Source organism: Actinomyces sp. oral taxon 849 str. F0330, from assembly GCF_000239715.1.
GTDB lineage: Bacteria > Actinomycetota > Actinomycetes > Actinomycetales > Actinomycetaceae > Actinomyces > Actinomyces johnsonii.
This window is the reverse complement of record NZ_JH470358.1, coordinates 83168-97625: the sequence shown is the minus strand read 5'-3', so window position 1 is coordinate 97625 and position 14458 is coordinate 83168. Positions and strand designations below refer to the sequence as shown.

The 14458-nt window shown below is 69.0% G+C and carries 10 protein-coding genes; 5 read left to right on the top strand and 5 right to left on the bottom strand.

Going from position 1 to position 14458, the window contains the following annotated elements; genetic code table 11:
• Nucleotides 1–132: 132 nt before the first annotated feature.
• From HMPREF0975_RS12560 to HMPREF0975_RS12550, 3 genes are all read left to right on the top strand, one after another.
• Nucleotides 133–1131 (top strand): DUF5129 domain-containing protein, encoded by a 999-nt coding sequence (locus tag HMPREF0975_RS12560; protein WP_009234566.1) that lies wholly within the window; start codon nucleotides 133–135, stop codon nucleotides 1129–1131.
• Between the two features lie 231 nt (nucleotides 1132–1362).
• Nucleotides 1363–2985 carry a DUF5129 domain-containing protein gene (locus tag HMPREF0975_RS12555; RefSeq protein ID WP_009234565.1) on the top strand — a complete coding sequence of 541 codons (1623 nt, stop codon included), beginning with the start codon at nucleotides 1363–1365 and terminating at the stop codon, nucleotides 2983–2985.
• A 143-nt stretch (nucleotides 2986–3128) separates the two neighbouring features.
• On the top strand, nucleotides 3129–4019 hold the full coding sequence (locus tag HMPREF0975_RS12550; RefSeq protein ID WP_009234564.1) for a DUF5926 family protein: 891 nt from the start codon (nucleotides 3129–3131) through the stop codon (nucleotides 4017–4019).
• A gap of 133 nt (nucleotides 4020–4152) precedes the next feature.
• Here the strand turns inward: HMPREF0975_RS12550 and HMPREF0975_RS12545 are convergent, their stop codons facing one another.
• From HMPREF0975_RS12545 to HMPREF0975_RS12530, 3 genes are all read right to left on the bottom strand, one after another.
• Nucleotides 4153–5010: a DUF817 domain-containing protein gene (locus HMPREF0975_RS12545; RefSeq protein WP_009234563.1), complete on the bottom strand. Its 858-nt coding sequence runs from the start codon at nucleotides 5008–5010 to the stop codon at nucleotides 4153–4155.
• Between the two features lie 967 nt (nucleotides 5011–5977).
• Complete coding sequence (locus HMPREF0975_RS12535) at nucleotides 5978–6589, bottom strand: NAD(P)H-dependent oxidoreductase (protein ID WP_009234561.1); 612 nt, start codon at nucleotides 6587–6589, stop codon at nucleotides 5978–5980.
• The gene (locus HMPREF0975_RS12530; RefSeq protein WP_009234560.1) at nucleotides 6589–7146 is read right to left on the bottom strand and encodes a TetR/AcrR family transcriptional regulator; all 558 of its coding nucleotides are present in this window, start codon (nucleotides 7144–7146) and stop codon (nucleotides 6589–6591) included. Before HMPREF0975_RS12530 ends, HMPREF0975_RS12535 begins: the two co-directional genes overlap by 1 nt.
• 807 nt (nucleotides 7147–7953) lie before the next feature.
• Here HMPREF0975_RS12530 and HMPREF0975_RS12525 point away from each other — a divergent pair.
• Nucleotides 7954–9978, top strand: coding sequence for a DUF885 family protein (locus HMPREF0975_RS12525; protein WP_009234559.1), 2025 nt, complete (start codon nucleotides 7954–7956; stop codon nucleotides 9976–9978).
• Between the two features lie 666 nt (nucleotides 9979–10644).
• Nucleotides 10645–11529, top strand: a complete 885-nt coding sequence (locus HMPREF0975_RS12520) for a glycosyltransferase family 2 protein (RefSeq protein ID WP_009234558.1) — start codon at nucleotides 10645–10647, stop codon at nucleotides 11527–11529.
• Here the strand turns inward: HMPREF0975_RS12520 and HMPREF0975_RS12515 are convergent.
• Nucleotides 11478–13997, bottom strand: a complete 2520-nt coding sequence (locus HMPREF0975_RS12515; RefSeq protein ID WP_198009182.1) for a hypothetical protein — start codon at nucleotides 13995–13997, stop codon at nucleotides 11478–11480. The genes HMPREF0975_RS12520 and HMPREF0975_RS12515 overlap by 52 nt on opposite strands.
• A 186-nt stretch (nucleotides 13998–14183) precedes the next feature.
• On the bottom strand, nucleotides 14184–14458 hold a 275-nt coding region (locus HMPREF0975_RS16315), incomplete at its 5' end, for a fructosamine kinase family protein (RefSeq protein WP_009234556.1).

The following is a 14458-nucleotide window of genomic DNA, read 5'->3' as shown; positions in this document are numbered from 1 at the left end:
TCGGGGGACGCCCCCCGTGTTGCTCTCCCCATGGCAGGCGGCGTGACCGCGGGTAAGGATGAGGCACGGCAGGTGGCCGCAGAGCCACCAGCCGACCAGGATTCCGCTTCGAGGCTTCATGAGAGGAAGAAGATGCCGCCCATGCGCCTGCCCCTCGCGGTTCGTCTCGGAGGAATCCGTTCGCTGCTGGCCTTCGCGGCCGTCATGACCGGTGGTCTTGTGGCCTCGTTCTCACCAGTGGCTGCGGCGGCCTGGGTGCCTGGCCTCCTACCCGTCTCGATGCTGCTGGCCATTGTCGGTGCTGGCGGTATCGGCTACTACCTGTGGCGCGGCTTCTCCGCACGGCGCATGCTCGAGCAGGCGCTGCGGCACTACGCGCGGGTCACCTACGACTACGAGGCCACCGAGCTCCATGCCCGCCTCATCCCTGAAGGCGAGACCCGCGGCGCCCGCGTCATGGCCCACTACCGCTGGTTCCGCGACGAGTACGAGAGCCTGACCCGGACGTGGCAGGACCTCGGCAGTCCCCGGGGCGCCCAGTGGTTCGAACCGGGAGTGTTCCAGCGGGTCTCCGAGATCGAACGGCGCTCGGCCGCACTGGACTCGACCGACGACATCATCGCCGGCAACGCCGCATTCCTGAGCCTGTCCTCCAACTGGGAGAGGCTCTGGCGCGAGGAGCAGCAACCGGTTCTTCATGATCTCAACTTGCTCCTGGTCCTGTGCCAGCAGATCGATTCCCAAGCATTCACGCCCGGTGGCACGGTGGAAGCGCGGGAACAGGTCCGGGCCCATCATCAGCGTCTGACCGAGATGACCACCGAGCTGGCAGCCGGCCAGCTGCAGCCCTCGGCGGCGCTCGACGAGCTTGCCTGGATAGCGGCCGATGTTCGCCGGGCGGGGAGCAGCCTGGCACTCCGCGTGACCGGTGCCGGTCGGCCCCTCGGGGGCTCCGGTGCCGGGATGCCGCCTCGGTCGGCCGCCCACGGTTCGCCGGGCATCGTCGGGTCCGGGAGGCACGACGAGCACTGGCAGCTGTCCGGCGGCAACTCCGCACTCCACGCCAGTACCCGGCCGTATGCGCAAGTCCGCGCGGGCTTCCTCGGGGACGGAACCTTCCCCGGGTACTGAGGTCCGCGGCAACCGCCGCTCTCATCCTCCCGCAGTCCATCGAACAGCTTCGACTCCTTGAGCGGTCGTTGCGGCCATGGCCGCTCCGGGGCCAGACCATCGTCCAGTGTCCGAATCGGTCGGCACAGGACATCGCCTACCTCGCCCGCCTCTACGAGCCCGTCGGCCTGCCGGTGCCCCACCGCTGTCAAGACTCCAAATCCACTGGAAGATAAGTAAGGAGGAGTGAAGATGGAACAGTCCCGCATTGCCCGCCTGGGCGGAGCCCGGTCGGTGGCCGCCTTCACCGCCAATATCGTGGTGAGCTTGGCTCTCATCGCCGTACTGCCGATCATGGTTATCTGGCCCTTCGGCGGCAGCCACCACCCCACCGTGGAAGTTCACGACGAGGCCGGGGTGCTCCAGACCGAGCCGTTGATCGAGGAGATCCAGGCGATGCGGTTCCGGGACAACGTCCACGTCGCTGTACTCACGGTCCCGGGCTGGGATGTCGACAACCTCAACGATGCGGTGCTGGAGTACGCCCGCTCGCACGCGAGCGACACCGACGTCCCGTGGATCTCGACGTCGAACCCCAACTATTGGAGCGACGGCCTGGTGATCCTGGCGGTCGCCCCAGAGGCGCGCAAGGTGGGCTGCTACTTCGGTGAGGACGTCGCGGTCCCCCTGAAACAGCAGGCCGCCATCCAGGATGCCGCCAAGAACCAGTACCGGCAGGCCGACTGGTACGGGGGCACCGTCTCCATGGCGACCAAGACCGCCGACGTCATCGGCCGGCCCGGCGGTGGTGATGAGGCCACGACCTACGTTCTGCCCCTGATCTGGGCATGCATAGGACTCGTCTGGCTCTTGTACTACCTGTGGCGCGGCTTCACGGCGCGAAGTCGGGCGCACGAGGCGCTGCGCCACTACTCGCAGGTCACCCACGACTACGAGACCACCGAGCTCCTGGCCGGCACGATCCCCGAGGACGAGCCGCACGGGGCCCAGGTCATGGCCCGCTACCGCTGGTTCCGCAGCGAGTATGAGAAGGTCACCCGCTCCTGGCAGGACTTCGGCAGCCCCTACCGCGCCCAGTGGTTCGGGATGTCGGTGCTCAGGCGGGCCACCGAGCTGGAGAAGCGCTCGGCGCTCCTGGACTCCCTCGACGACGTCATCGCCAACACTGCGACCTTCCTGGGCCGGTCGCCGGGCTGGGACCGAGTCTGGGCCAATGAGCAGGGCCCGGTCCTGGAGGACCTGCAGTCGCTGCGGCGGCTGTGCCACGAGATCGACAGCTCCGACGCCGCCGAGAGCGGTTCGATCGCCGAGCACACCAAGGAGGAGCGGGAGTGGGTCCGCTCTCGCAAGCAGCGCCTGGACGACATGACCTCCAGTCTGGAGGACGGTTCGCTCCAGCCTTCGGCCGTGCTCGACGAGCTCGACGAGATCGCCAGTGAAACGAAGACGAAGGCCGCCCGGCTCGCACGCGAGGCCATCGATGCCGACACCTCCAGCTACGCCGACGAGCGCCGTCGGCGCTACGATTCGCGCTCGTCCAAGGAAGCCGCCTATGCCGGCTATTGGTACCTGGGCGGCGGGCACGGCAGCTACAACCCGCACTCGACGATCCGCCTCAACCCCTCCTCGCCGGCCATCTCCGCCATCGGCTCGTCCAGCTCGGGTGCTGGTGCCGGCGGGTCCTACAGCTCCTTCACCCCGATCTCCGACCTGGTAGTGGGCTACAGCTCGGCCTCCTCCTACACCCCGCCGAGCAGCTCCGGCTCCGGCTCCAGCTTTTCGGGAGGCGGCTTCTCCGGCGGCTACAGCGGTGGCGGCGGCTTCTCCGGGTCCGGCTCCTCCTCGAGCTTCTGAGCCGGTCCACGTCAGTGCGCCGGTTGACGACCGAGGTACGGAACGGGGTCGGTGATCGTCGTCGGCCGTGAAGCGCGTCATGGGGCGCCGACGGACCGATATCGGCCTGGGAGGGGCGCGAGCCGCCCGGTAGGCTGACGGCCATGTCGAAGAAGAAGCGCCACGGGCGCCGTCCGGCCGGCAAGTCGGCCAAGCCCCGCAAGCAGAGTATTGAGTTCGTCGCCCGCCCCTTTGCCGGTCTCCCGGCCGAGGAGGACCTGGTGGCGATGGCCCAGATCATCCCGGCCGCCACGGCCACGGTGCGTCTGACCAAGGAGTACGGCGGCGGGCAGGTCCAGCTCGTTACGCTCCTGCCCGAGTTCGTCCAGGGGATCAAGCGCGCCGACGGCGAGGTCCTGGTGGCCATGCAGACCTCTATGCACTCCGGGGACGCCTCTCGCGACGTCGCCGCCGCCGTCCTGGCCGCCATCGACCTGCCCGAGGGCCAGGCGTTGCGCGCCGATAGCCTGCCCGAACCCGGTCCTCGCCTCCAGGACATCCTCGACACCGCCGAGCCGCCGGTCATCTCCGTGCGCGAGACCTTCGACTTCTGGGTCGATCCTCGGGTCGGCGCCGGTGACGCGCAGTCCCGCCAGGCCATTGAGGAGGCCATCGAGCGCGCCAAGGATGAGATCGCCCCGACCCGCCCCGTGCCCGGCGTCGAGCACGCCTACTGGTGCCGCCTGGGCGCCAAGGAGTTCGTGCGTTGGGTGCGCGGGGAGGACGAGGACGAGTTCTTCAACGCCTTCGCCCGCATCCACTCCGCGCGCCAGTCCGACCTGGAGGAAGGTGCGCGCTTCGTCGGCGCCTTCAGGGCCAATGGCCTGGCCATCCCCGTGTGGGAGCTCGTGCCCGGTACGGAGGCCGAGGAGCTCACCAAGCCGCTGCAGGCCATGGGCGAGCGCCTCGACGCCGCACTGGCGGATGAGAACCCTCTGAGTCCCGAGGACCGCCGCGCCAAGGCCGGCATCATCTCCCGCCAGGTCAATCTCTGAGCCCTTTCCCTCCTCTCCTCTCGTCGAGCCGGGCATATTTCGCCCAGACCAACAGGAATTCTGTTGGGCGCCGCGAAATATGCCCGGCTCGACAGTGTTCGCAAGTGCGGGGCCGGGGCGCGGGTCGGGCGACTCAGGTCTCGGCGATGCGCAGGCGCCGGCGCGTCACGCGCGGCAGCCCGCGCCCGTAGAGAGTGCCCTCCTTCGCCTTGACGGCGGCGACGAGCACGAAGCTGAGCGAGATGAGCAGCGCCCAGCTGCCGAACTTGCCGGCATGCACCAGGTGCCAGCCCTCGGCCTGGTCGGGGTAGCGCCAGGCGCTCAGCGCCGTCGCCAGGTTCTCCGCCAGCCAGAGGAATCCCCCGATGAGGATGAAGGCCACCGTCGTCGGCATCCAGTAGCGGTCCCCGCCGACAGTGAAGTGGACGGCGCTTCCCCACAGGGCGATGAGGAAACCGGCGGCGATGACCCAGCGCAGGTCGATGATGACGTGATGGGTGAAGAAGTTGAGGTAGGCGGCCACGGCCAGCAGGCTCACCGGCCACCACCGAAAGCCGCCCACGTGCAGGTCGAGGCGCCGGAAGGCCTGACAGATGTAGGAGCCGACGGAGGCGTACATGAATCCGGAGAAGACCGGCACCCCACCGATGCGCACCGCCCCCGCATCCGGATAGGCCCAGGAGCCGGTGTGGACCTTGAAGACCTCCAGCGCCAGCCCGATGAGGTGGAAGGCGCAGATGACGCCGAGCTCTCGCCAGGTCTCCTGCTTCAGGGCGACGAAGGCGATCTGCACGACGACGACGTAGATCAGGAGGGCGTCGTAGCGGGCGATCGGCGGATTCGTGTAGTTCCAGATCAGGGCGCTTGCCGCGAGCCCGACGAAGATGGCGATCGCGAAAGCGCAGCAGGCCAGTTCCAGGAGGGCGAACTGGATCAGGCGGCGGGGAAGCAGGCGCCACCGACTCAAGGGAAGACGCGCGGTATCGGGCACGACCGAAGTATGCCGTACCTCCGACGTCGGCCTGGCGGGGAGGGGCTTTCCCTCGCGGTCGGGGACGTCTTGCGTGTGCGGGGACAGAATCCTGTCCCCGACGGCGCCGCATGTCCCCGGCCGCGCGGAATGCCCCCGTCAGTCTTATGTGTGACTATTGGGAGGGCAGACCTGGCCGGGACTGACGACCATCTGGCCGGCCAGGAGATCACCGCCTGATCGAGCGCAGTGCTCGCTTGATAATCCGTTCAGTGGCTGGGGTGGGTGACTCCTTCTGCCATCGCCTGCAGAGCTCAACGGCCCAGGCGGGCTGTGTCTTGGAGGCGTCGTTGACCCAGTTCGCCACTGAATCCTGCACGTAGCGGGAGGAGTCAGCACGCAATGGTTCAAGTATGGCAGGCCCCGCTCAGGTTCCTTCTTGAGTACGGGGATGTGCCGTGCCCACACACCATGTGGACGTAGCACCTCGCTGGTAAAGCGCCGAATGCGCTCCGAAGGTTCTGAGGACCATTGCCGCAGCGCGCGGATCGCCTCGTCGAGCTGGGGCACCAAGTGCGGACGCACTGCCATCCATGACCATTCGCGCACTCCGAAGTGCGGGTCATCCGCGGCTGGCCTTGCCAGGGCTAACAGCGTTTCGACGTCGGCGTCCTTCTCTTGCGAGACCAGGGCGAAGACTGCCCAGCCCCGGACTGTGTCGGCCGGGTGGTCAGCGAGATCCAGACAGGCGGACCGACCGAGGTGCATATACAGCGCTTCTCCCATGATCTGCATACGAGCCAGGACGCCGAGCGAGTCGGCATACTTGGCCGCTTCAACCAGATCCTCTGGTGCATCTGGCACTACCTGCGTCAGAAGTGCGGAGTGGGTGATGGCCAGGATCTCGGCCAGTGTTCGGGACTCGTCTCGTCCCGAGTTCAGGTCGGCTTGTCGCTCTGCGGCGATGCTTGCGGTGGGGCTCATGACGTCACTTCGCTACGAGGCGGGCGACGCGCTTGAGGTGCTTCTTGTGCTGGCCTCGGCTGGCCTTGCCCACCGTGCCGAAGTTGACCCACGACCGTCCACGCATGCCTAGCTGCTTGATGGCGGCGCCCAGGAACACCGAGCCGACGTAGTTGCCGCAGAACCGGCGCAGGTACCAGGTGGGGGAGGTCGAGGTGGTGAGCACCAGGACCTGCTGGATGTGGGTGAGGTGGCCCTTCACCCCGGAGGCTGTCGCGTGATAGGCCCAGGTCTGCTTCATGACCTTGTCGACAAAGCCCTTGACGATGGCGGGTACGTCGCTCCACCAGATCGGGCAGATGAAGATAATGCGCGAGGCGCCCTCGATGAGCTTCTGGTAATGGCTCACCAGCGGGTCCAGCGTGCCGCCTTCGCTGAACAGGGCCAGCTCCTCGGCGGTGTAGCGCGGGTCGAAACCATCGGCGTAGAGGTCGATGACGTTGTAGGGCCGGTTCGCCTTGTCCAGGGCGGAGGTGGCGGCCTCGAGCACGGCGTGGTTGAAGGAGCCGTCGTAGGGGTGGGCGTAGACGATGAGGGTGCGCTCGCCCGTCTTCTTGGAAGTATTCTTGGTGGTCATCAGCTGTCTCCAATCGTGACGATGGCGCGCAGGGCTGCGCGGATGAAGGTGGCGTCGGCGGTGGTGGCGCCGACGGCGATGAGCTGGGTGTAGCCCTGCAGGCAGGACCACACCAGGAGGTGAAGCGGTTCCGGATCGGTTCCCCGATGCGCAGCCAGGCGCTCCACCTCGCCGCGGGTCAGTGCCAGCAGCGGGTGCTCGTCCAACCGGTCGAGCGCGGCGATGGCCGCGGGACTGACCTGATTGAACTCGAAGAGCCGGGGGTGCTCGGCGGCCAGATCTACCAGGAGTGACCCGATGCCGACGAGCGACTCGATCGGGTCCTCCCGGATCAGGGCACCTGCGCGCTCGCCCAGCGAGGTGGACAGCTGGCGCGCCGCGGCCTCAAAGAGGCTCGTCTTGGACGGGAAGTGCTTGTAGCAGGCGGGCGTGGTCACCCCGCAGGCGTGGGCCACGCCGCCCAGCGTCACTTCGCTCCATCCGTGGACATCGATGAGGTCCAGGGTGGTGTCGATGAGTCGTTGACGGGTGTCCGTGCTGCGCCGGTCTATCTTCACACCAAGTAGGTTAACTCAATTTACCTATATGTCAAGCGGCTCTGTGACGGGACTGGTGCGCTCCGTCGTCGCTGTCAACCGAGAGTGACCACTATGTGGTCGATCCGAGGTTGGAGGGGCTGGTGCGAAGATGGCTTGATGACCTCCTTGTTAACGTTACCAACGGTGCTATCGCAACGACATTGGGCAGCCGTTGAGAATGCCTCTGACCTGCGGGAATATCGGTACGGGTGAACCTCTGGGCGGGGGTCTTGACACTCCTGCCGAGGAGGCCTTGAATCATCTCAAGTCCATCACAGCACGACGAACGCCTTGCGTCGACAAGTCCCGGCTCGTCCGGCATGAAAGGAGCGCTGATGACCCGTACCGCTTGCGGCTCCGCACCGCGGTCGATGCCGATGCGCGTCAGCCTCCTGCGCTCCTGTCGGTCCGTCCAGCCGGCGCCATCGATGCCCGTCGACCGCCATTCAGTGACTATCCACTGACTATTCGCTGATCATCCGCTGACGCCCTCGGGCGTCCGTGTCGGTCGGAGGGGCGAGGGGGACCACGGGTTCCTGAGCCCGCCGCCGAGGGACCTTGCTCCGGCTCGTCGTTGAGTCTCATCAGTCGGGGTCCTGCTATCCGCTAGTTCCCAGTCCCTGCCGCCCGGGCGGCAGGGAGTCCACTTGACTTATTCGATTTCGTTCGCTGTCGTAACCATGACGCCTATGGATCTTTGTTCCAGTTCCTGGCACCCTAGGGGGACGGCAGCGTCGCCGCCGGGCCCGCCCGCCATGCGGCGAGTGAAGCGAAAGGCCTGTTGTCATGACCACTGATCCCGCGAACCGCTCTCAACCAGGTGCCACCGCGCCACTCTCCGACCTTCACGAGCAGGGTGCTCGGACCGGCGGCGCGGACGCCGCTCCTGCGCCCACCACCAGCCCGGTCAGTACCGGGCCGCCCGAGCGGCCACCGGTCTACCCGCAGCATCCGAGCTCCGGAACCTGGCACCCCGTCAGCACGGCTGGCGCTCCCCTGAGCGTGCACGAGGTGGATGCGGCTGCTTCCACCGCCCCCACCGCTCACACCTCTGCCCAGGCCACTGCCCGCTCCTCCGTCCGCTCCCCCTCGGAGACCGCCGCTGCCGGTGTGGTCCTGCGCGACCTCGCTGACGAGTACGCCATGCTCCTGTGCGCCCACGACCCCGAGGCGGCCGCCCGTACCGGTCTGCCCGGCGGAGCCATTCTGCCCGACTACTCGCCTGCGGGCCTGGTTGAGCGTCTCAGTGCCGAACGCTCCCTGCGCCACCGCGTGGCCGCCGTCGACCGCTCGACCGGCTCCGATGAGCTCCTACGCCGCCACCTCCTGGAGCGTCTGGAGACCTCCATCCAGTTCATCTCCGCCGGTGAAGAGGGCGGGAACCTCGGTTTCCTCTCCTCCCCCTTCCAGCAGATCGCCCGTCAGCTGCACCGGCCCCCCGAGGCCCCTGACCGGGCCGGTTCGGAGGAGGCCGACCTCGCCGAGGCCGAGGCCAAGTGGGAGGACGCCTGGAACCTGCACCGCACCCGCCTGGAGGCGCTGCCCGCCGCCCTGGAGGGACTGGCCGCCTCCCTGGCCGCCTCCGCCGAGGCCGGTGCCATTGCCCCGCTCAGTCAGGTCGATGTCGTCGCCGGTCAGGCGCGCGATCTCGCCAGCCGCCGCACTCGGGGCCTGCCCGAGGATCTGCCGGCCACCCTGCACGTCCAGCTCCAGGAAGCTGACATCACCGCCCGCCGCGCCGCCCTGGACTTCGCCTCGCACCTGCGCACCACGCTCTCCCCACGTGCCCCCCAGGCCGAGGGGGTCGGCCGTAGGCGTCACGCCCTGTGGATGCGCCGGGTCCTGGGGACCCGGGTGAATCCCGAGGAGACCTACGCCTGGGCAACCGAGGAGCTGGCCCGGGTCATCGCCGAACAGGACGCCATCGCCGTCGACATCCTCGGTCCCGGCGCCAACGCCCACAGTCTCAACCGGCATCTGCGCGCTGACCCGACCCAGGCCTTGCGCCCTCAGGACTACACCATCTGGGCGCAGGAGGTGGCCGATGAGGCCTGGGACGCCGTCGTCGGACGGGTCCTCGACCCGCCCGACGGTCTGGGCCGCCCCCGGGTGCGCCTGGGCGAATCCGGAGCCGGCGTCGTTCGCTACGAGGAGCCGCGCGGTACCGGCGGAGAGCGCCGGCCCGGCGTGGTCCTGAGGTCCCTGGCCGACGGCGAACGACTGGTGTGGCCATGGATGGAGCGGACCACGGTTCTGCACGAGTCGGTTCCCGGGCACCACGTCCACGTCGGCGCGCACGCCACCAGCACCCGGCTGACCGCCTGGCAGCGCTATCTCGGCTCAGTGGCCGGCTGCGACGAGGGCTGGGGTCTGTACGCAGAGTCCCTCGCCGACGAGCTCGGGCTCATGCCCACGCCTGAGGACCGCTTCGGCCGTCTGGCGGCGCGCCGTTGGCGCCTGGCCCGGGTGCTGGTGGACTTGGGCGTCCACTCCCGGCTGCCCGTGCCCGACGACGTCGCGGCCCTGCCCGGTGCGAGCCGCGAGTGGAACCGGGCCACCGTGACCGCCGTGCTGCGCCACCACACCGTGATCTCCGAGGGGCGCCTGCGCTTCGAGGTCTCCCGGCACCTGGGATGGCCGGCCCAACCGCTGACCTACGCCGTGGGCGAGCGGGTCTGGCAGGCCGGTCGGCGCAGCGCCCAGGAGCAAGCCCGTGCCGAGGGCGGTCGGCTGGATCTGCGGGCCTTCCACAACAGGGGTATCGACCTGGGGAGCGTGGGGCTCGATCTCCTTGCAAGCGCCTTGCACTGACCTGTACGAAGAATGCAAAAGGGGCCCGGTCGTTCGTCGGCCGGGCCCTGGATGTCTCCTCCTCCGTGACCCGCGGGGCGCCCGCGCGAAGTCTCCGGGGTCCTCGTCTGGTGGAGGATGGGGAACCGGTGCTGCCTGCGCAAACATGGATGGACGAGATCTGCGCCGGCGGCGCGGTCACAGAGGGGCCAAGGCGTGCCGGGGCGGCAGGGGGCGTCGCCCCGGCACACAGAAGGACGCGTGGTGCGTCAGCGGAACCCGGCTCCGTTGACGGGCTCCATGGCTTCACTGTGCCACGAGAACCGGGTGTGACATGCCGAAACAGGTGATCTTAGCCTTTCTATCAGGAAATGTGTTGCTTTACTGCAATATTTGTCGATTTCTCCGGGGACCGTTGTCCCATGCTGAAGGTTTGACACAAAATCGCTGGGGAAGGCCTGACCATGGGTCGCTTCCCCGGCGTCGGCGAGATGGCGTCGGCGTGTCGCGGCAGTGGGCGGGATGCTCCCGGAGCGCCGTCGGTGAGCGCCTGGTCCGTTGGGAGTCGCGAAATCCTGCACTGAACCGTGTCAAATCGGTGGATTTGACGGGCATCACAAAAAAGGAGAACGACAACGGGGCGCTCAGGAGTCTGCCGGAGACCGCGAGTCTGGATACCCTGGTGGTGTGAGTCCCACCAAGCGCCCCGACCAGCGCGTTGCCGTGGTCATCCCCGCCAAGGACGAGGCCGAGCGCATCGCCACCACTGTTCGGGCCTGCCGCTCCATCCCGCGGGTGGACCTCGTCATCGTCGTCGACGACGGCTCGACCGACGGAACTCAGGACCACGCTCGTGCTGCCGGCGCTGTGACGGTCCGCCACTCCGTTTCCCGCGGGAAGGCCTCCGCCATGGAGACCGGGGCCTCCGTAGTCGCGATGCGCGACTACGTCGACGGGCCCGCCCGACTGCTGCTGTTCATCGATGCCGATCTGGGGGACTCGGCCGCTTCCTGCGCCGAGCTGGTGCCCCCGGTCGTCGACGGCGTCGCCGACATGTCTATCGCGGTCCCGCCCAAGCAGGCCGGGGCCGGCGGGCGCGGACGGGTGGTGCGCGCGGCCAGGCGGGCCATCTCGCTCGCCACCGGGTGGTCGCCCGTGGCACCGCTGTCCGGCCAACGATGTCTGAGCCGTGAGGCCTACGAGAAGGCCGTTCCCCTGGCCGACGGCTGGGGGGTCGAAGTCGGCCTGACGATCGACGTGCTGGTGGCCGGGCTCTCGGTCATCGAGGTTCCCTGCGACATCACCCATCGCGTCACCGGCAATGACCGGGCTGGCACGATGCACCGGGCTGCCCAGTACAAGGACGTCCTGCGGGCCGTGACCCGGCGGAAGCTGCGCCGCCACCGGGTGCAGCGGGGCGTCTTCGAGAAGGCGGCCGCCGAGCAGGACCACTTCTTCGCCTACCGCGCCGTGCCGCTACCCCACAAGGTCGACGACGACGTCGATCCGACCGGGAGCCCTCACGATGCCGGCGATTCGGAGGCCGATGCGCCGGAGGTGGCCGGCGACTGACGCGCCGTGTGCGCCTTCCGGGGGCTCCCCGGACCGTCGTCGTGAGCGTTGCCCCGGTACTGCGCTCGAGCGGGATCCGGGAGTGAGGAGTCGTGGGGCAGCGGGGCCGAATCGCTCCTGTTCAGTGTTAGCGCCAGCAGAGCGGGTGCGGCGGCGGCGAAGATGAATCCCGCCATCGTGACGCCGGAGTCGTTGACCAGCACCGACGCGACCGTCAGAACCCCCAGCGCCCGCAGCGCCGTCGTGGTGCCTCCACCGGTGGCGGGGGCGAGCCAGGCGTACGGGCTGGTGCCGGCGTGCCAGGCCCGCACCTGCCCGCGCCCCCACCAGACGGCCACGACGACCAGCGCGAGCGTGCAGGCCAGGGCCGCCGCCATGACCGGCTTCGACACGAAGGGACCGACCAGTGCGTACGCCTTGCGTCCCAGCACGCCGATGGCGGAGCCGTCGGCCACTTGACGGGCGAAGCGCCCCAGGTGTGTGGGCCCGCCCGGCCGGATGAGGTCGACGACTGCGAAGCCGCCGACGACCAGCACCGTCGTCGCCCCGATGACCAGCCAGTGCCGCCAGTTCAGACGCAGACCCGCCAGGCCCGCACCGAGGAAGGCCAGCGTTGGCACCAGGGTCAGGGCGCCGCCCACGTCCGCCCCCAGCTGGGGGGCGCCGTCGACAACCAGCGCCGCACCGCCCAGCAGGCCCGTCAGAACCAGGGCGGTGCTGCGGCTACGGCCCAGGGCGTCCCATGCCCCGGCGATGACGACGACGAGCGCCCCGGCCGCCAGCGCGAAGGCCGTGTTGGAGACCCCGTAGAAACGGCCCGCCACCACTGCGTTCATGCCTAGCGGATTGTTGAAGGCCAGGTGCGCCCCCGCGGCGGCATCCGCCAGCCAGGCCAGTGGGATCGCCGCTGCGACCAGCAGTGCCATCAGGGTTGTCCGGCTGGGCGGGGAGGGGACGGGATCTGCGGTCCCTCCCCGCCGCGGTGCGGTTGCGCGTGCGTTGGAGGAGGGAGCCGATGAGGCCGCGGAACGGGTGTACCACCGGTGCACTGGCGTCATGATTCCGGCGGCCAGGGCCAAGACGCCGATCGCGATCGCCGCGGTCATGGTAAAAGCGGCGCCCGGTACCCACGCCGAGGGAGAATCGCCCCGCGCCCCTGCGCTCCACCAGGGGATGGCGTTGACCAGCAGCAGCGCCGTCGGCAGCGCACTCAGGCAGATGGCCACCCGGGTGACTCGGCGCCGCACCACTTTGCGCCGCTCCGCCCTCGTCTCGCGCAGCACGGCGGCGGCCCAGGCCAGCAGCACCGCGGTCGACCCCATGAGCAGAACACCGGCCGGGATCACTGTCCGCTGAGAGGCGCGGGCGTGCAGGGCGTCGTAGGCGAGCCAGGAGATATGGGCGGTGTCGTGCGCGGTGGCGAGGTCGGTGGTGCTGGTCGTGCTGCCGCTGGCGGGCAGGTCCAATGCCTGGCCGTCGAAGGCCGGGTCGCTGTGGCCGGTGAGGGCGGTCGTCAGCGTCGGGGCGAGATCCGTCAGCTGGGCCAGGCCGGGCTGGTGTGTTGAGGTCCCGACGATGAGCCCGCCGGAGGTGCCGCGAGCGCTGGTCGTTCCCGATGGCAGAACCGCTATCTGGGGGCCGGGGTCCTCGTTGTCGGCCACGGAGGCGATGACGATGCGAGTGCCGGGGCGCGCCTGCTCCTGAACCGTGCGCAGGGCCGCGTCGAGGGCGGTGATCCGTTCGGCGTCGGTGGAGATGTCACGACCGGTGTCGATGATGGTGAGGTCGGCTCCGGAGGACAGGGCCTCGGGCAGGGAAGGCGCCAAGGAGACATCGGTATCTGGTGAGCTCCCGGGGGTGCCGGTGGTGAGCTGAGTGCCGGGTCCGACGGTCCGGATCGAGACGTCGCGCCCGAGTGCCCGCACGAGGGGGGAGGCATCGTTGGGGATGGCGGCGGTGGGGCCGGCGCAGGAAGCGGCCGGTTCGATGGCGCTCGCTCGGGCGCCCTTGCCCAGAGTGAGCCAGCCGTCGGTGGGGCAGGTGCGGTCCGCCGGGGTGCGCACGGCCAGGTTGACCGCCTCATTGGTGGAGGCGAAGGCCAGAAGATGGGCGGCGGCCGAGCCGACATCGGCGGCGTTGGCGCCGGTGTCGGCGGTGTCGGCGGCCCGGGCCTGGATGTCCGCCCAGGTGAGGTTGTCGGTACCCAGGACGACCACTGGTTCCGGCCGCGAGGACTGATCGGCGTGCGGGGTGCCGGAGGAGGTCATCGATCCGGAATCCGTCACGGCGGGGGGTTCTGCCGCTGAGCTGAAGGGCGCCGGTCCTGTTGCTCCTGCCGGGGTCGTCAGGTTTGCGGGGGCGGCCAGCGCCGAGCTGGCCATCGTCAGGATCAAGCCGATGACCACCAACAGGACGAGGGCATACACAACCCCGCGCACCAGGCGCTGTTGGCGTTGTCGAGGTCTCACTCGACCAGCCTACGGGGCCTCGCAGCCCGAAAAGTGTCCACAAGGGACGACTTTGACGTCGTCTCCGGTGGTCGACGCGCAGGCAAATTGCCCTGACCTGCACAAACGCGGAGGGCTCTTCTCGTAGTCGGTTTCAAAGTCGTCCCAGGCGGACAAAATGGGCGCGATGTCCCGGCTGGCATCGGCTCACAGGTACCGGCGGGCCACGGCGACGGCCTCTCCGCCGTAGCCGCCACCGAAGAGGAAGGCGTGGATCATGATGATGTGCCATGAGTGGAGGCCCACCCGCTCCCGCCAGTCCGCCGCCAGCGGCGAGACCTCGTGGTAGGCCGCGTAGATCCGGTCCAGGTAGCGCTGTCCGAACACCCCCAGGGCCGCCAGGTCGGTCTCGGCGTGCGCACCCTGCGCCATGGGGTCGATGAGCACGCCGACCACCGTCGACCGCCCGACAGATCCCCCGC

Excerpts from the sequence above, each read along its gene's own strand:
- HMPREF0975_RS12535 (WP_009234561.1), bottom strand. The coding sequence starts at position 6,589 with ATGACCACCAAGAATACTTCCAAGAAGACGGGCGAGCGCACCCTCATC.
- HMPREF0975_RS12525 (WP_009234559.1), top strand. The coding sequence starts at position 7,954 with ATGACCACTGATCCCGCGAACCGCTCTCAACCAGGTGCCACCGCGCCA.
- HMPREF0975_RS12555 (WP_009234565.1), top strand. The coding sequence starts at position 1,363 with ATGGAACAGTCCCGCATTGCCCGCCTGGGCGGAGCCCGGTCGGTGGCC.
- HMPREF0975_RS12560 (WP_009234566.1), top strand. The coding sequence starts at position 133 with ATGCCGCCCATGCGCCTGCCCCTCGCGGTTCGTCTCGGAGGAATCCGT.
- HMPREF0975_RS12550 (WP_009234564.1), top strand. The coding sequence starts at position 3,129 with ATGTCGAAGAAGAAGCGCCACGGGCGCCGTCCGGCCGGCAAGTCGGCC.